The organism is Pantoea sp. R13S299 (assembly GCF_048515925.1).
Lineage (GTDB): Bacteria > Pseudomonadota > Gammaproteobacteria > Enterobacterales > Enterobacteriaceae > Pantoea.
Map to the genome: position 1 here is coordinate 109,821 of NZ_JBLYEF010000002.1, position 17,069 is coordinate 126,889.

Here is a 17,069-nt window from a genome sequence, read left to right on the forward strand (position 1 = left end):
AAGGCTTTTCCGGATCGGGGCGCAGGGAGGCAGGGCCAGGAGCCACTGGCCTCCCGGTCTCGTGCAGTCTGTTAACCCTGAGTCGTCAAACACCACACCAATAACACCGCGCAACGACGCGGGTTTCCTCACCTGATTTGGGATAAGACATGGGATTTATGGCATCCGCGGCGGAAGAGTCGCTGTGGCGACATCGGAAATTTGTCGCCTTCTGGCTGGCACGTACCTGTTCATCGTTTGGTTTTCAGATGTTCTCGGTGGCGATCAGCTGGCAAATCTATGCGCTGACCAACAGCGCAATGGCGTTAGGGATGATTGGCCTGATGCAGTTTCTGCCGTCGGTGTTGCTGGCGTTACCCGCCGGTCATCTGGCGGATCAATATGACCGGCGGCGCATCGTGTTGTTGGGTCAGTTGGTGGAATTTGCCGCACTCGTGGCATTAGTAGTGCTTACCTTATTTTATACCGCCGATAAGACGGCGTTATGGGGGCTGGTGTTTATGATTGCGGTGGCGAAGGCGCTGGAGTGGCCCGCGATGTCCTCGATGCTGCCGTCGCTGGTGCCGCCATCAATTCTGGCGCGCGCCATGGCGATGAACTCGGTGGGCGGTCAGGCGGCCGTCATTGTCGGGCCGACGATGGGCGGTTTACTTTACGTTGCCGGACCGCATGTGGTGTATGGCGTTTCCGGGTTGTTTTATCTGATTTCGCTGACGCTGGTGAGTCTGCTGCGTTATGAACGCCCGGTGCAGACCCGACTGCCGATGAATATGAAGAATCTGTTTGCCGGGATTCACTTTATCCGTGAGCGCAAAGATGTGCTTGGGGTGATTTCGCTCGATCTGTTTGCGGTGTTGCTGGGCGGCGCGACGGCGCTGCTGCCGATTTTTGCCAAAGATATTCTGCATACCGGGCCGTGGGGATTGGGGATGTTGCGCGGCGCGCCGTCGGTGGGTGCCTTGCTGGTGGGCATCTGGCTGAGCCGTCATAAGCTGGAAAAGCATGTCGGGATGATTATGTTTGGCTCAGTCGCGGGATTTGGCATTGCCACGCTGGTGTTCGCACTTTCTACGCAGCTCTGGCTGTCGCTGATTGCTCTCTGCGCGCTGGGGGGTTTTGATATGGTGAGTATGGTGATTCGGGGTGCGCTGGTGCAGCTGGATACGCCGGATACCATGCGCGGGCGTGTGAATGCGGTTAACGCGATTTTTATTAATACATCGAATCAGCTGGGCGAGTTTGAGTCGGGGATGCTGGCGGCCTGGGTCGGTGCCGCACCGGCGGCGGCGATTGGCGGGATCGGTACGCTGGTGGTGGTGGCGTTGTGGATGAAGTTGTTTCCGCATCTGCGGCGACGTCAGAAGCTGGAGAATGAGGTGGATCCGGTTTAGGAGTGGGTTGGGTTTGATTTGATAGCAGGAATTTGTGCGGTGGTGGAAGACGGTGCAGGCTCAGGGAGCAAATAACGGCCAGATGATGGTCGCTCGTTCCACGCTTTATGATGTCACTATCACCGGTCATGAGAGTTCCTTGCCTGATATCTGGAATGGGCAATAAGTAGCCACACAACGGCAACACAAAAGGGACAGCATGCTTAATAGTTGCAAAGTAAAGTCATTGGACGACATCTACCTCGATGATATTCCTCATATTATCCATCCGGACACGGCTGCTCGTGACATCGCATATACAGCGCTACCAAACCGCATCATCCAGGAGTGGAATTTGCCACAGGGGTACAGTCTGTATGTACGCCGGTATCATCAGTTTCACTGGCAGAGTCCCTGGATGTCATACCGTGACACGCTGCAAGACATCAAATCCGGTAAGCTCGTTCTGCTGAGAGAAAACATGACCGGCTATGCCAGCTTTGGCATGCTGACGACATCCGGCGAATTTCGCAGTGACCTGCCTCTTTTCCTTAGCTCCAGGCTCAGTCACATTGTATCCCGTCAACTGAAACGCCCGTTACATTACGTTCGCCCAACGGTGCCAGTGCAGCACGCTCAGGCTGGAAGAACCATCAATAGCAAAGCTGCCGGTCGGCTGCTGGCCGCAGGAGGAATCTATAACGGTAATCCCGAGGGGTTCAGTAAAACGGCCAAACAACTCGGCGGTGATGCGCCAGCTGGTTACGCGCAGGTCATGGATAACAAAGGCCTGATCATTGCCGGCGCGTCTGTAGCGGCAGTTTTTGGAATGGGTAAGCTGGGAACTTTAAACGAACCTGAAAAGCTGTCTGCATTGTCAAAAGTATCTACCTCACCTCCATCAGAATTGGTTAATTTTGATACCAGACAGCTACAGAAAAAATTCAAGCATGCTGTAGATTTCAACATATCGGGCAATCCAAATGCCGAAGGGTTGAAGCTCTATGAACAGGCACTCAAAGCGCATATAGACGATTCGCTGACTCAAAAAATCACCGGTAAATACCGATGGAATCAGGATGTTAATCACTACTACAATTCTGAAACTAAAATTGATGTCATGACTAAACCAGATGGTAATTTCATCTCTGGATGGAAGTTATCCGAAACTCAAATTTCCGATCTGAAAGGTGAAGGTAATGTCTACTAATCAAAGCGAATCAGATGTGCTGGCGCTAATCGAATCGTTTGTTTCAGGAACTATGCCTGCGCCAGAGTTTGAGGAAAAATTCTCAAACGCATGGCGTGAACACAGAGACACAGACACAACGGATAAACAAAACAAAGATACACAACGTTATTTTGACTCAGTATTTTCAGCTGTAGATTCTTATTGCTCAGATCCTGACCTGATTGACGATGATGACTTAGATGCTCAGGGTCTGTTTGAATGCGTGGTAAATTTAAGAAAAGCCTGGAAAGAATCAGTACTGGCTTAATGACCTGCGTGGACTGTACACAAAACCTACTTCGAGGAAGTGGGTTGGGGGGATGCTGTTGAGTTGGCGCTGGCGTTGATTTCCCGGGCCAGCTCAACATCAATAATGTAACTGGCCCGAAGGCCAGTACAGGAAGTTACCAGTCATACTGCCATTCAAAACCCGGAGTCAAAGGGGGAGTCTGACCCGCAGGCTGGGACCATCAGGCCCCGGTCTTTCCCAGGTTGGCGTCAAATGTTAGCCAGCTTTCACGCATGTCCACTACGCTGCGGGTTTTGCGCGCCTCATCGATTTTTATGGCGGTGAGGCCCGCTTCCAGCGCGTCCACGACTGAAACTTTCAGCGGTGTTCCCTGTTTAATATGTTTAACGATCTCCTCTGCCATCAGCGCATCTGCGCCGTAGTGGCCATCATACGCATTGCCGCTGTAGGCGGTGTCGACCTCTTTCTCACCGCTGCGCGCGTTGTGTACGCGGAAGTAGTTTCGGACGAAGTCACCTTCTGCCATGCCGTCGGTGCCCATGACACAGAAGCGGCGGAACTCATCCGGCACGTTCAGGTTGGCGTGGAAGGCGAGCGTCGCGCCACCTTCATACTCAATCAGGGCCGTCTGGTAGTCGACGATATCGGCATCGCTGTCGAAGACGGCATCGGTGCTCGACCAGCCGCTGGGCTTCTCATGATAGAGCGCTGACTCAGCGGTGATCGCTCCCTGCGGCGCATGCGCGGGGGTAAAGGATTTCCGGCCACCAAAGCTGGCGACGCGGATCGGGCGCTGCTGTAACAGACCCTGATAGAGATCGATGTCGTGGCAGCACTTTTCCAGAATGTAAGGACCGGCATACTTCTCCAGACGTCGCCAATCGCGCTGGAAGAAGGCGCCGTGGTACGGCTTGATATGCTCTGTCGCCTCAATCGAGGTGATCTCACCCAGCTGACCGGCATCGCGTGCCGCCAGCAGATCGTGATAGAGCGGCGAATAGCGTAGCACCAGGCCGACCAGAATGCGTGCCTCGCCATACTGACGCACCAGCTTCGCCATCTCCATGGTCTGCTCTTCATTGATCACCACCGGCTTTTCGGTAAAGACCGTGTAACCCGCCGCCAGCGCCTGACCCACATGCTCCAGATGCAGGAAGTTGGGTGAGCCAACCAGCACGACATCCATTCCGCCGTGTTCCAGCAGCGCGTCGATGGACGCAAAGGCCTGGCCGGGCGCGATACCAAAGCTGTGCAGATTAGGCAGTCCGGCGGGGGCCGGATCGTAATAACCCACTACCGAGAAGGCGTCGTCGGCTTTGCTGAACTCTTTGATCACGTGGGACAGACGAAAGCCGAGACCGATAATGCCTACTTTCATGTTAAACCCCTGCTCCTGAAATCGGATGATGCATAGCCCGCCTGTGATCGGGCGCGCCTGTTGATAATCTGACCACCAACTTATTACGACAGAAAAAGTAATGTCAATAACGCGCTGCGCGTTTTGCGGGGAGGTTTTCTGTTATTACTCTGTAAATTAAGCAAAAAGTGACGATAATTTTTTGCCATATTTATTTGTTATTGCGATTTAAGTTTTTTTATCCTATCGTTCGCTCATTATGGCTATAACCCAAAATCGGGAAGGAAGCGCGTGCAACCACACTATCTCCTTGGCATTGATGGCGGCGGTACACAGTGTCGCGCGCGGTTAACCGATCTGCAGGGTCGCGTGCTGGCGGAAGCCACCGGCGGGCCTGCCAACGTCTGGTCAGACTATGACGCGGCGCTGACCTGCGTCGGGCAGCTGATTGACCGGGTATTATCACTGGCGGGATTAGCGCCGGAGTCGCTGGCGCAGACCGCGCTGGTGGCCGGATTAGCGGGTGCCAATGTCGCCTCGGTGCAGGCGCGGCTCGCCAGCTGGCAGCCCGCCTGCGCGGCGTTACAGGTGGTCAGCGATGTGGAGATCGCCTGCGCGGGCGCACACGGTGGCGCACACGGTGCCGTCTTTATCATCGGCACCGGCAGTCAGGGCGCCGCCTGGGATGGTGAACGCTTTACACTGCTTGGCGGCTGGGGCTTTGCTCTGTCTGACCAGGGATCGGGCGCAGAGCTGGGCCGTCGTGCGCTGCGTCTGGCGCTGCTGGCCCATGAAGCGATTATCCCGCCCAGTGCCTTTACCCGGCAGCTGATGACGTCGTTCGGTGACAGCCCGGAAACCATGCTGCTCTGGACGCGCTCCGCGACGCCAGCCGACTGGGCGCGCGTGGTGCCACAGATTTTTGCGGCCGCCGACGCGGGCGACCGTCACGCACAGGATCTGCTGCATCAGACCGCCGCCGATATCGGCCTGATGGTGCGCCGTCTGATTGCGCTGAGCAGCGGACGGGTAGCGCTGATGGGTGGCCTGGCTACGCCGATTCGACGCTGGCTGGACGACGATATTCAGGCCCGGCTGGTGACGCCGCAGGGCGATGCCCTGAGCGGGGCGCTGACACTGGCGCAGCAGCTGACGCCAGTCCGATTACCGATCTGAAGCTGGCTAAGCCTCTTCCGCCAGATAACCCGAGGAACTTATGACCGCTCCCAACGTAACCGCGCGCATTCTGCGGTTGATTGTTGAAAATGCGCCGATCAGCCAGTCAGACCTGAAAGTCCGCAGCGGACTGAGCATGTCGACCGTGTCTCAGGCTACTAACCGCCTGCTGGCGCAGGAGATTGTGCAGGAGCTGGGGCTGCGTCGCGTGTCGATGGGGCGGCCAAAAACTCTGCTGGGCCTCAATCCCGATCGCGCCAGCGTGATTGGCATTCAGCTCAATGCAGAACGTAACCTGATCGTCATGACCGATCTCAGCGGCAACCTGCTGGGCGAACAGCAGATGCCGAAAGGCACGCTGACACCGCGCCAGCTGGGCGATGCGCTGGCGAAGTTCCTGCGCGGCGTAGAGGAGAAGCGGGTCGGTGCGATTGGCCTGGCGCTGTCGGGTCTGGTCGATGCCGAAAATGGCTACTGCATCCGCTCCAAAGTGCTCGACTGGGATAACGTCCCGATTGCGCGTCTGCTGGAAGAGCGTTTCTCGCTGCCGGTGTTTATCGAGAATGACGCCAATGCCATGGCAATGGCGGCGCTGGTGTTTGGTCAGCTCGGCAACGCCCAGTCGGCGGTGATCGCCACCTACGGCAAAGGGATCGGCGCGGGCATCATCCTGAATCGTCAGCTCTATCGTGGTCGTCACGGCAAGGCGGGCGAGATCGGCAACGGGCTGGTGGGCGATGGCTCGCTGCGTCTGCTGGAGGATGTCGCCTCATCGCGCGCGATTCTGCAGCGGCTGGCTGAGCAGGAACCGGTAGAAGGCCTCACGTTGCAGGCGCTGGATCAGCGGCCAACACCCGAGGTGCTGGCGGTGCTGCAGGAAGCCGGGCGCGAGCTGGGAATTTCGCTGGCGAACCTGTCGGTGGCCTACGATCCGGATGTGGTTTATCTGGCGATGGAGCCGCACATGGCGTCACGCATTTTGCTCGATCACATCACCCAGAGCTTCCAGGCCTACCGGCTTAAACTGACGCCACACATGACGCCACTGCAGTTCCTGACGGAGTCGAACCGGATGTGGGCGCTGGGCGCGGCGGGTTTTGCCGTCAACCGGCTGCTTGATCTGCTGGCGGCGCAGGCCGATGAAGAGCCGGTCACCTGAGTTAACCCTCGAATAAAAATGGGCGCCGCGGCGCCCGTTTTTGTTTCTCCATTTCCCTTAGCGCAGGCGCATTCCCTGCTCATCAAACAGCAGGCAGTGCGCGGCAGAAAAGCCCAGTTCAACCTGCGTGCCCAGATCGCGCGTAGTCGCCTCGCGCTCTTCCACGACCAGCATCTGTTCACGTCCGATATCCAGATAGAGATAGTTGGTGTGGCCCAGCATCTCGCCATAAGCCAGCTCGCCGTGAAAGCGCTGTGCGTCCGGCGTCTGCGCGGCAGGCTGGAAATGCTCAGGACGAATGCCCAGCGTCACGGTTTGCCCCTCGCGGCAGTCGGCGGCGATTTTCAGTACCAGACCCTCAATCTTCAGTTCCGGCACCCGCAGTTGCACTTCACCCTCGCCGATGGCGCTGATCTCCGCCCGCAGGAAGTTCATTTTTGGTGAGCCGATAAAACCGGCGACAAACAGGTTATCCGGGTCGTGGTAGAGCGTCAGCGGTGCGCCGACCTGCTCAATGCGGCCCTGACGCAGCACCACAATGCGGTCAGCCAGGGTCATCGCCTCCAGCTGATCGTGGGTGACATAGATCATGGTGTTGCCGAGCGAGGCGTGCAGCCGGGCAATCTCAATCCGCATCTGCAGACGCAGCTCGGCATCGAGGTTAGAGAGCGGCTCATCGAACAGGAAGATACGCGGATGACGGATAATCGCCCGGCCAATCGCCACGCGCTGCCGCTGTCCGCCAGAGAGCGCACGCGGCAGGCGATCGAGCAGTTCGGTGAGATGCAGGCGGGCGGCCGTCTGGGCAATCGCCTCGTTGATCTCCGCTTTGGACTTTTTCATCACCTCCAGCGGATAGGCCAGGTTACCGCGCACCGTCATGTTGGGGTAGAGCGCATAAGACTGAAACACCATAGCAATGCCGCGCTCGGTGGCGGGCTGCTGCGTCATGTCCTGCTCCTCAATCAGCAACTGCCCGCTGCTGATCTCCTCCAGCCCGGCGATCATCCGCAGCAGCGTCGATTTACCGCAGCCGGATGGCCCGACAAACACCACAAATTCGCCGCTGTTGATGGTCAGATCGATGCCATGAATGACATTAACGTGTTCATACGACTTCTTCACATTCTGCAAGCGCAGGCTGGTCATCGGCTACCTCACTCAGAGTAACTGGCCCATGTAGATGGCATTGCTGCGCACGATTGGGGTAAACCCCATGCGCGCATAGAAGGCACAGACCTGCTCGTTCTGCAGGCTCACGCCAAGATGAACACCGCTGACGCCCGCCGCCCGCAGCGCCGCCAGTTCATGCTCAATCATCCGGCGACCCCAGCCGCCTTTCTGTGCCGCCGGCAGCAGGTTGATGTGCAGGTGAGCGGGCCACTGCGTCACCAGAGTCTCAGCCGCCTGATCGGGATGTCGTATTGCGTCGAGCACTTTGCTATCGAGTGGGGCGCTGGCGCTGCGATCGCGATACTTCTCCTGCAGCTGAGGCCACCATTCGGCCTGAAGCTGTGCTTCAAACGCGCGGGTATCGGGCGTTGCAACCACATAACCCTGCACCTCACCGTCCCGCTCCAGCACAAAAGCAAAGTCAGGCGCGAAGCGCGCATAGGGCACGGCAAAACGCTGGCCGGGATAGTCAGGATCTGAGTAGAGCGCGCGGGCATCGCCGCCCGCATCGGCTGTTTCCAGGCAGATGCGGTAGAGCGCCGGATAGTCCGCCGGCGTGGCCGGACGAATGACACCTTGATTCGCCATGGTGAGTTCTCGTGAGTGAGGGAACCGGTCAGTGATTGAACAGATCCGCAGGTGAAAGTTACGTTAATGAAAGTGGACTTAGTTTTCAAGATAGAATAATTACCTTATCGCACTAACGCAGGCGGTTCGGCAACGTTTACCGGCATCGGGATGCACAACTGTGATCGCCAACACGCCCGGAACAGGGCGGCTGGCGGCAGATTCACGACCGCTCAAAAGAGAAAAGTGTGAGCGTGATAGGATTTTCATATGTTTTATCAGGATGTTATTTTGCGATTATCAGGCTGGTATCTCTTGCTGAAGAAAAAGCGGCTGGCGACGCGCCGCCACGGTTAATGGCGTAAAAGCCAGTGTGGTGTGCTGAATTTCGCGTCATATCGTTGTTTATTTGCGCGTGCTCACAGCGTTGCAATTCCCACTGCAGGCTGTTTGACTTTATTTTTCTATTAAAGTAAGTATGAGTGAGTGCGATTGTGTGCGGCTGCAGCCTGCAGGATGTCAGGCGGTGAGATGAAAGGATGCCGACCCTGGTCTGAAGAAGGTGAGCATAATGTCTGTTTCCTCCGTTCGTTCGTTCCGAATTCGCAATGTGGGTCGGCTGCTGGCCGCGGGCCTGCTGGCGGGCAGCGTCTCTCATGCCGCCCACGCCGCCGTCACTCTGAATGAGTGGGATATCTACAACTACCCGGAGCAGACTGCTGCGGTGGATGAAGGGATTAAAGAGTTCTCACAGCAGAATCCCGGCATCGTGATTAACCGCTCGGTTCACTCCTTTGAAGATACCCGTATTCCGCTGAAGCTGGCACTGACCGCCGGTGATGGCCCGCAGATCGCGCAGGTCAACCAGGGCGGCGGCGATATGGGCTCGCTGGTCAAAGATAAGCTGCTGCTGCCGCTCGACAGTTATGCCGCCAGCTATGGCTGGACGACCCGCTTCCCGGATTCGATTCTGAAACGTAACCGCTGGTCAGACAGCGGCGAGTTTGGCAGTGGCAAGCTCTACGGCGTCGCCAGCCTGGGTGAGATGGTCGGGCTTTATTACAACAAAGCGGTGCTGGATAAAGCGGGCATTGCGGTGCCGAAAACCCTGGCCGAGCTGGAGAGTGCGATGGCGAAGCTGAAACAGCAGGGCACTGCGCCGATGATGCTCGGCCTGCTGGATGGCAATATGGGCCAGCAGCTGCTCAGCACCCTGTGGCAGGCGCAGATTGAGAGCCACGACCGCAAGACGCTGGATAATCTGATTTACGATGTGGGCGGCACCTTCAAAGACAGCAAGCTGGTCAACGCCGCCACCATGATGAAGAGCTGGACAGACAAAGGGTACTTCTTCCCTGGCTTCCAGGGCATTGGTCACGACGATGCGGCGACACTGTTCCAGAACGGCCAGGCCGCGTTCCTCGTCAGCGGCACCTGGTATCTCGGCCAGTTTAAAGACAACAAAGATATTCACTTCGCTGCGATGCCTGCCGGTGATGGTGTGAAGCAGCCGCTGATGGTGGGCGGAACCGATCTGGCGTTCTCGGTTACCAGCACTGCGAAAGGTAAAGATCAGCAGGAGGGCGCGGCGAAGTTCATCAACTATATGGTCTCTGATGCCATGGCGAACCGCTGGCTGAAAGTGGGCTTCCTGCCGGCCAGCACCAACAAGGCGGCCAAAATGCCAGCGGACAATCCGCTGCTGGCGGAAGCGTATCAGGTCTGGCTGACGCTCAATGACTATGACGGTTTAGGTCACTACGTGGACTGGGCGACACCGACAATGAATGCCGAACTGAATCAGAACGTCCAGCTGCTGCTGGCGGGGCGTCAGACCCCCGATCAGATGGTGGTGAATTTTGATAACAACTATCAGCGTTACCTGAAAACCCTGAAGCATTAAGCCGGAGGCCCGGCGAACAGCCGGGCCTGAGCATCGTTCTGAACCACGAGTAGGGTTATGTTGAATTTAAGCAGCTGGCGTAATTTTCTCTATGTTCTGCCTGCGGTGCTGGTCTATGCGGTGTTTCTGCTGTTCCCGCTGCTGGCCTCGCTGGGCATCAGTTTTACCGAATGGGACGGCACCTCGCTGCCGGTGTTTAGTGGCATCAGCAACTATATGCGGATGTTCAGCGATCCGGTGTTCTGGATTGCGCTGGGCAATAACGCCATCCTGATGTTGTTCTATACCCTGTTGCCGATTGGCGTCGGCCTGCTGCTCTGCAGCTTTCTGTATGACACGCGCAACAACAACGAACGCAGTGTACTGCGCATTCTTTTCTTCCTGCCCTACATCATGCCAATGGCGGTGCTGGGCGTGGTGTGGCGCTGGCTCTATAACCCGGCGTTTGGCCCCATCGATCAGATATTACGCGCGATCGGCTTGCCCCAGCTGGCGCTCTCCTGGCTGGGTGATTTCACCTGGGCGCTGCCCGCTGTCGGTCTGGTCGCCACCTGGTACTTCTTCGGCTTCTGTCTGGTGCTGTTTATGGCGGGCCTGCAGCGCATGGATCCTTCATTGCTGGAAGCCGCCGATCTGGATGGCTCATCGCGTCGCCAGAAGTTTATGCGCATCACGCTGCCTGGCCTGCGGCCCGAGCTGCGGATTGCCCTGCTGCTGACGGTGATCGCCAGCCTGAAAGCCTTCGACCTGGTCTATGTGATGACGCAGGGCGGGCCGGGCACGTCGACCATGGTCACCAATATCTTTATGTATAAGCAGGGCTTTGACCTGCACTACTTTGGCTACGCTTCGTCGGTCGCGGTGTTCAGCATGATCATTGTTTTAGGGATTAACTACCTGATCCATCTGGCCTTAAAGGAGCGTTACTGATGCGAAGCACGCCGGTGATTTCACGCGCGCTGATCTGGATCGTGGCGCTGATGACGATTCTGCCATTTCTGATGGCGCTGATGACCTCGTTTAAAACTCAGATGGAGCTGTTTCAGGGCATCTTCACGCTGCCCGCCTCGCTGAATTTCAAAAACTACGTGACCGCCTGGCAGCAGGGACACTTCAACGTCTACTTTCTCAACTCAGTGCTGGTGGTGATTCCGGTGGTGCTGTTCAGCGTGCTGCTCGGCATTCTGGCCGGATTCGGTTTCGCCTGGCTGAAGATCCCCGGTAAGAAAGTCATCGGGGCGATGCTGGCGCTGGGGATGGTGCTGCCGAGTGAAGCCTTTATCATTCCGCTCTATCACGAGTTACGCTGGATGGGGCTGACCAACACTTACCTGGCGCTGATCCTGCCGCAAATCGCCCTGTCGCTGCCCTTTACCACGCTGATGATCGCCAGCGCGTTTCAGCAGGTGCCGAAAGAGCTGGTAGAAGCAGCGGTGATGGATGGGGCGTCGCGGGTCAAAATTCTGTGGGGCATTCTGGTGCCGGCTATCTGGCCGACGCTGTCGACGCTGGGGCTGCTGCTGTTTATCTGGACCTGGAACGAGTTCCTGATCCCGCTGATTCTGGTCAACAAGGATGAGCTGCGCACGCTGCCGATTGGCATGATGTTTTTCCAGAACAAAAACACCATCGACATTCCGGTGCTGATGGCAGGCGCGATGATTGTGATTATGCCGCTGATCGTGGTGTTCCTGATTTTCCAGCGCAAGTTTATCAGCGGCGTCACCGAAGGGGCCGTGAAGTAATTTGTGATATCCCGCACGAAACGGCGTACTGGCGACCAGACAAAGGTTTCCCGCGCCGTGTCGTGCTGCAATTCCTCCTCCTCAATCCTGCGGGAGACGCATGATGCACCTTTCCCTTGCTGATTTTCACCCTGTCGCCGATGGCGAAACCCCGGACACGGCCGTACTGCAACGCGCCATGGATCAGATTGCGGCGGCAGGAGGGGGTCGTCTGACGCTGCCTGCCGGGCGTTATCGCAGCGGCTGCCTGAATCTGCCCTCTGATTTTGAACTGCACCTTGAAGCAGGTGCAGTGCTAATCGCCAGTTCGCGGCTGGCGGACTACCAGGCGGTGCAGGCACTCAGCTGTGCTGAGAAGTCTCACAATGTGCTGCTCTATGCGCTGGGCCAGCGCAATATCACTATCAGCGGCACCGGCCGTATTGATGGCGAGGGTGAAGCCTGGTTTGCCGCTGAGCGCGATGAGCAAGGTTATCGCCTGCCGCGCCCTGACCGGCCGCGCATTATTGTGTTTGAAGATTGCGAGCAGGTGACGCTGACCGCCTTTACCATCGTGCAGGCGCCGATGTGGACGGTGCATCTGGTGAGCTGTCGCCATGTGCATATCGACCATCTCGCCATCGACAACGCTATGACTATGCCGAATACCGATGCGCTGGATATCGACGGCTGCGAAGCGGTGTTTGTCAGCAACAGCTACCTCAGCGCCGCCGATGACGCTATCTGCATTAAAACCACTCACAAACCGGCTGCGCTGCGGCGACCGGCGCGGCAGATTATGATCACCAACTGTCTGCTGCGCAGCTACAGCTGCGCCTTTAAAATCGGCACTGAAACCTGGGATGATGTGGAAGATGTGACGGTAACCGGCTGCACCATTTTTGATTCCAACCGGGGTATTGGCATTCTGTCGCGTGACGGCGGCGCGATGCGACGCCTGCTGTTCAGTAACCTGACCTTTGCCTGTCACCACGCGCCGCCCTGTCACTGGGGCAAAGCCGATCCGCTGCATATTTCGGTGCGCCGCCGCGATCCCGCCATCACGCCTGGCATCGTAGAGCAGGTGCAGTTCAGCAACATGACGGGCGTGGCGGAAGGGGCGATTAACCTGCATGCGGCAGAACAGGGCTGGATACGCGATGTGGTCATCAGCCAGCTTCAGATGCGGCAGACCGTGTCGCAGGTTGCACAGGGACACTACGACGTCCGGCCACCCTGTAACCCGGATTCCCCGACCGGCATGGGGCTGGATAACGCCTACAAACTTGACCCAAAAACCGGCGAAGCCTTTGGCGTAGAGCGCTATCCCGGCGGGCTGCCAGGACTGTTTGCGCGCGGGGTAGAGAACCTGCAACTGCACAGCCTGGTCATCAACAGGCCGGAGCCGTTACCGCCAGGCTGGCACCCGGAGTGCGTGGTGCAGTTGCCGGATTGATTTACAGTGCGGCGGCGATGGCCGCACCGAGCTGTTCGGTGCTGGCGCTGCCGCCGAGATCGCGCGTCAGGTGCTGTCCCGCCGCCAGCGTGCGTTCAATCGCCTCTAACACCGCATCACCCGCCGCTTTGTAACCGAGGTGCTCCAGCATCATCGCCCCGCACCAGATCTGTCCGATAGGGTTGGCGACGCCTTTGCCCGCGATATCCGGTGCAGAACCGTGAACCGGCTCAAACAGGCTGGGGAAAAGACCTTCCGGATTGATATTGGCGGAAGGCGCAATGCCGATGGTGCCGGTACAGGCCGGGCCGAGATCGGAAAGAATATCGCCAAACAGGTTGCTGGCGACCACCACATCAAACCAGTCCGGGTGCAGCACGAAGTTGGCGGTGAGAATATCGATATGATACTTATCGACGCGAACCTCCGGGAACTGGCCGGACATCGCTTCGACGCGGCTGTCCCAGTAAGGCATGGTGATAGCGATGCCATTGGATTTGGTGGCGGAGGTCAGGTGTTTCTTCGGCCGGCTCTGCGCCAGCTGATAAGCAAACTTCAGGATGCGATCGACGCCGGTGCGTGTCATCACCGTCTCCTGAATCACTACTTCACGGTCGGTGCCAGGGAACATGGTGCCGCCGACGCTGGAGTATTCACCCTCGGTGTTTTCGCGCACCACATAGAAGTCGATATCGCCGGGCTGACGGTTCGCCAGCGGCGCTTTGACGCCAGGCATCAGCCGCACCGGGCGCAGATTGACGTATTGATCGAACTCCCGGCGGAACTGCAGCAACGAGCCCCACAGCGAAACGTGGTCGGGCACCACATCGGGCCAGCCGACCGCACCAAAGTAGATCGCATCAAAGGCTTTCAGCTGCGGGAACCAGTCATCAGGCAACATCTTGCCATGCTGCTGCCAGTAGTCGGCGCTGGCGTAATCGAACCACTCCCAGCGCAGCGGGATGTTAAATTTCTCTGCGGCTGCATTCATCACACGGACGCCTTCCGGCATCACTTCTTTACCGATGCCGTCGCCAGGGATCACGGCAATACGATGGATTTTGTCAGTCACAGGGCACCTTTCCGGTTGATGTTCGAATTGTGTACGCAGTATAACTGTCGATTCCGGGGAAATAATGAGCCTGAAAGGCAATCCATTGTTGAATCAAAGTAGAGAATCCCGCACTTCCACCGATGACTTAGCGTTCTTTGTTCGCCTGGCCGCGCTGGATAGTCTGACTGCGGCGGCGCGCGAACTGGGACTGTCGCTGGCGGCGGTTAGCAAACGTCTGAGCCTGCTGGAGCAGCGTCTTGGCGTGCAACTGCTGCGCCGCACCACGCGACGGCTGGAGCTGACGCCGGAAGGCCGCCGTTATCTGGCGGGCGCGCGTCCATTGCTGGATCAGCTGACGGCGCTGGAAGAGGCGGTCAGCGGTGAAACGGCTCAGCTGCGCGGCACGCTGAACATCAACGCCTCATTTGGTTTTGGCCGTCGCCATATCGCGCCCTGTGTTTCGGCCTTTGCCGCGCTGCATCCGGAACTCTCGCTCTCGCTGCAGCTCAGCAGCCAGCCGCTTAATTTTCTTGATGCACACATGGATATTGATATCCGCGTTGGCGAACCGCCCGACTCGCGACTGGTGGCGCGCAAACTGCGTACCAACCCACGTATTCTCTGCTGCTCACCCGCCTATGCTGCCCGTCACGGTCTGCCCGCTACGGTGCGCGATCTGGCGCAGCACAACTGCATTTTACTGCGTCAGCACGACAGCGATTTTACGCTGTGGCGGCTGACCAGCGGCGAACAGAGCATCAGCCAGAAAGTGCGCGGCAGCCTGATCACCAACGATGGCGAAGTGGCGATGCGGCTGGCAATGGATGGGCATGGCATTCTGCTGCGTTCGTGGTGGGACGCGCAGCACAGCCTGGCGACAGGCGAACTGCTGCCGGTGCTCCCCGACTGGCAGGCCCCCGATGGCGATATCTTTGCAGTCTGGCAGGCGCAGCGCCAGCTTCCGGCGCGCATTACCGCGTTTGTGGCGTTTCTGCAGAGTAACCTGCAATCGGTTGATTAATCATGCTTTTAAAATGTATGGCGGGCGTGAGAATGCGCCTGTGGACAATTAACATACCGCATTAAGCTGATTCGGTGGCTTCGGCGTGCCGCTGCGTTTACAGCCATTTTTCTGATGCGTATGATTCTCATTCATTTTCTTCCCTGCCTGCCCTTTGCGTTGCGGCCAGCCGGGAGAGCAGGTCGATAGGGGAGTTAAGTATGAAAGCGTTGTTTCGCCCGCGTAAAGCGGCACTTGCACTGGCGATGGTCACCACCTTCAGCCTGACGGCGTGCCAGACACCTGCCACAAAAGTGGATGGCAGTGCGCCGATGGTGATGCAGCCCTCCAGCCCGGATAACCTGATTCAGCGCGAGCTGGGTGAAGGGTTGTTTGAGATGGCGTATCTGCCCGCCAGAAACGCGCTCTATGTTGCCAGTGCGCCGGAGGGTAAGGATATCAGCGGCGGGATGATCTACCGTCTTGATGGCACCACGCTGCAGAGCACCGGGGCGGGGCATTTCGACCTGAAAAACGTCGGTCTGGTCAGCGATCCGGACGGCAGCGCGCTTTACACCACCAATTCGCAGGATGGCGGCATCTCGAAGATCGATCCGGATAACGGCAAGGTGCTGAAGCGCCTGATGTTCGACGATAAAAACGAGAGCGGCTTGCCGGTGGGCACGCGTGAGATCTTTCTGCATGACGGGCTGCTCTATGTCGGCGGCGCGGGCGAACCGGGTATGATCTGGGTGGTTGATGCGAAAACCATGACGCTGAAAGCCCGGATTAAAAATGCCGGGAAGGGGGTGACAGGCATTATCTTCTCGCCGGTCAGCGACCGGATTTATGCCGCGAACGGCAGCGGTGAAATCCTGGTGATTAATCCGCGCAACCACAAAATCGAGCAGCGCCTGACGGCAGGTGACGGGCAGGACGCTCAGTTCCTGAACATGGCGGAAGATCCGGCGACGGGCCGCCTGTTTGTTACGGATAACGCAAAAACGAAAAACACTTTGGTGTTTGATGAGCGCAGCGGCAAGGTGATTCAGCGTCTGGATCCTGCTGATTCGATGGGAATTAAGTTTAACGGCAAGCGCAATGAGATTTATATCAGCCAGCGCGAGTCGAAGAAGGTGCTGCAGCTGGATGGCACAACGTATGAAGTGAAAAACAGCTGGTCGTTTGAGGGGCATCCAGAGAGCCTGCTGGTCGCGCCGGACGGGCAGACACTGTACGTTACGCTGAAGCAGGGCTTCAGTGACGACCACAGCCATCAGCTTCTGGATGGTGTAGCGCGTATCACGCTGCAATAAAAAAAGGCGGCATCGCTGCCGCCTTTGAATGCTTACTTAGCCACGCCCTCTACCAGCACCGCGCGATAGTTCGCGCCTTTCAGACGGTGCGCTTTGGCAGCCTGATATTCCGGGCTGTCATACCAGGCGTGTGCGGCTTCGCGGCTCGCGAACTCCAGAATCACCACACCTTCTGCTTCCTGACCTTCCAGCGTTTCCAGTTCGCCATAAAAGGCGAGAGGATTGATCTGATGATCGCCGCGCGCCTGGCCCGCTTTCTCGGCGTAGATCGCCATTTCGTCCTGGTTCAGGGTGTTATCACGAATAAATACAACGTATGCACTCACAGGTCTC

16 protein-coding genes are annotated in these 17,069 nt (G+C 57.7%); 11 read left to right on the forward strand and 5 right to left on the reverse strand.

Going from position 1 to position 17,069, the window contains the following annotated elements:
• Nucleotides 1–149 precede the first annotated feature (149 nt).
• The 3 genes from ACN1CO_RS11490 (at nt 150) to ACN1CO_RS11500 (ending at nt 2,869) form a co-directional block, all read left to right on the forward strand.
• A complete protein-coding gene (locus tag ACN1CO_RS11490) occupies nt 150–1,391 on the forward strand; it encodes an MFS transporter (RefSeq protein WP_419139088.1) in 1,242 nt (413 codons plus the stop codon).
• 199 nt (nt 1,392–1,590) lie between these two features.
• Complete coding sequence (locus tag ACN1CO_RS11495) at nt 1,591–2,580, forward strand: colicin D domain-containing protein (RefSeq protein WP_419139089.1); 990 nt, start codon at nt 1,591–1,593, stop codon at nt 2,578–2,580.
• Nucleotides 2,570–2,869 carry a colicin immunity domain-containing protein gene (locus ACN1CO_RS11500; protein WP_419139090.1) on the forward strand — a complete coding sequence of 100 codons (300 nt, stop codon included), beginning with the start codon at nt 2,570–2,572 and terminating at the stop codon, nt 2,867–2,869. The genes ACN1CO_RS11495 and ACN1CO_RS11500 overlap by 11 nt, the downstream gene beginning before the upstream one ends.
• A 202-nt stretch (nt 2,870–3,071) precedes the next feature.
• Here ACN1CO_RS11500 and ACN1CO_RS11505 read toward each other — a convergent pair whose 3' ends face one another.
• Complete coding sequence (locus ACN1CO_RS11505) at nt 3,072–4,229, reverse strand: Gfo/Idh/MocA family protein (RefSeq protein WP_370422432.1); 1,158 nt, start codon at nt 4,227–4,229, stop codon at nt 3,072–3,074.
• Between the two features lie 270 nt (nt 4,230–4,499).
• On the opposite strand from ACN1CO_RS11505, the gene ACN1CO_RS11510 reads away from it, so the two are divergent.
• Both ACN1CO_RS11510 and ACN1CO_RS11515 read left to right on the forward strand, forming a co-directional pair.
• Nucleotides 4,500–5,384: a BadF/BadG/BcrA/BcrD ATPase family protein gene (locus ACN1CO_RS11510; RefSeq protein WP_419139091.1), complete on the forward strand. Its 885-nt coding sequence runs from the start codon at nt 4,500–4,502 to the stop codon at nt 5,382–5,384.
• A gap of 40 nt (nt 5,385–5,424) precedes the next feature.
• On the forward strand, nt 5,425–6,543 hold the full coding sequence (locus ACN1CO_RS11515) for an ROK family transcriptional regulator (protein WP_033781589.1): 1,119 nt from the start codon (nt 5,425–5,427) through the stop codon (nt 6,541–6,543).
• Between the two features lie 57 nt (nt 6,544–6,600).
• On the opposite strand, the gene ACN1CO_RS11520 is transcribed toward ACN1CO_RS11515, so the two are convergent.
• Nucleotides 6,601–7,692: an ABC transporter ATP-binding protein gene (locus ACN1CO_RS11520; protein WP_419139092.1), complete on the reverse strand. Its 1,092-nt coding sequence runs from the start codon at nt 7,690–7,692 to the stop codon at nt 6,601–6,603.
• Nucleotides 7,693–7,704: 12 nt separating this feature from the next.
• Nucleotides 7,705–8,304, reverse strand: a complete 600-nt coding sequence (locus tag ACN1CO_RS11525) for an N-acetyltransferase family protein (RefSeq protein ID WP_419139093.1) — start codon at nt 8,302–8,304, stop codon at nt 7,705–7,707.
• Nucleotides 8,305–8,854: 550 nt separating this feature from the next.
• On the opposite strand from ACN1CO_RS11525, the gene ACN1CO_RS11530 reads away from it, so the two are divergent.
• The 4 genes from ACN1CO_RS11530 (at nt 8,855) to ACN1CO_RS11545 (ending at nt 13,366) form a co-directional block, all read left to right on the forward strand.
• Nucleotides 8,855–10,186: an extracellular solute-binding protein gene (locus tag ACN1CO_RS11530; RefSeq protein WP_419139094.1), complete on the forward strand. Its 1,332-nt coding sequence runs from the start codon at nt 8,855–8,857 to the stop codon at nt 10,184–10,186.
• A 57-nt stretch (nt 10,187–10,243) separates the two neighbouring features.
• Nucleotides 10,244–11,116: a carbohydrate ABC transporter permease gene (locus ACN1CO_RS11535; protein ID WP_003855659.1), complete on the forward strand. Its 873-nt coding sequence runs from the start codon at nt 10,244–10,246 to the stop codon at nt 11,114–11,116.
• Nucleotides 11,116–11,931, forward strand: coding sequence for a carbohydrate ABC transporter permease (locus ACN1CO_RS11540; protein WP_003855657.1), 816 nt, complete (start codon nt 11,116–11,118; stop codon nt 11,929–11,931). The genes ACN1CO_RS11535 and ACN1CO_RS11540 overlap by 1 nt, the downstream gene beginning before the upstream one ends.
• A 103-nt stretch (nt 11,932–12,034) precedes the next feature.
• Complete coding sequence (locus tag ACN1CO_RS11545) at nt 12,035–13,366, forward strand: glycoside hydrolase family 28 protein (RefSeq protein WP_419139503.1); 1,332 nt, start codon at nt 12,035–12,037, stop codon at nt 13,364–13,366.
• A 1-nt stretch (nt 13,367) separates the two neighbouring features.
• Here the strand turns inward: ACN1CO_RS11545 and ACN1CO_RS11550 are convergent, their stop codons facing one another.
• On the reverse strand, nt 13,368–14,438 hold the full coding sequence (locus ACN1CO_RS11550; protein WP_279770276.1) for a tartrate dehydrogenase: 1,071 nt from the start codon (nt 14,436–14,438) through the stop codon (nt 13,368–13,370).
• Between the two features lie 64 nt (nt 14,439–14,502).
• Here ACN1CO_RS11550 and ACN1CO_RS11555 point away from each other — a divergent pair, with 64 nt between their 5' ends.
• Together ACN1CO_RS11555 and ACN1CO_RS11560 are read left to right on the forward strand one after the other, a co-directional pair.
• The gene (locus ACN1CO_RS11555; protein ID WP_419139095.1) at nt 14,503–15,441 is read left to right on the forward strand and encodes a LysR family transcriptional regulator; all 939 of its coding nucleotides are present in this window, start codon (nt 14,503–14,505) and stop codon (nt 15,439–15,441) included.
• Between the two features lie 200 nt (nt 15,442–15,641).
• Entirely contained in the window at nt 15,642–16,736 is a 1,095-nt protein-coding gene (locus ACN1CO_RS11560) for a cytochrome D1 domain-containing protein (RefSeq protein WP_419139096.1), read from the forward strand.
• 32 nt (nt 16,737–16,768) lie between these two features.
• Here ACN1CO_RS11560 and ACN1CO_RS11565 read toward each other — a convergent pair whose 3' ends face one another.
• Nucleotides 16,769–17,062: a DUF1330 domain-containing protein gene (locus tag ACN1CO_RS11565; protein WP_419139097.1), complete on the reverse strand. Its 294-nt coding sequence runs from the start codon at nt 17,060–17,062 to the stop codon at nt 16,769–16,771.
• Between the last annotated feature and the right edge of the window lie 7 nt (nt 17,063–17,069).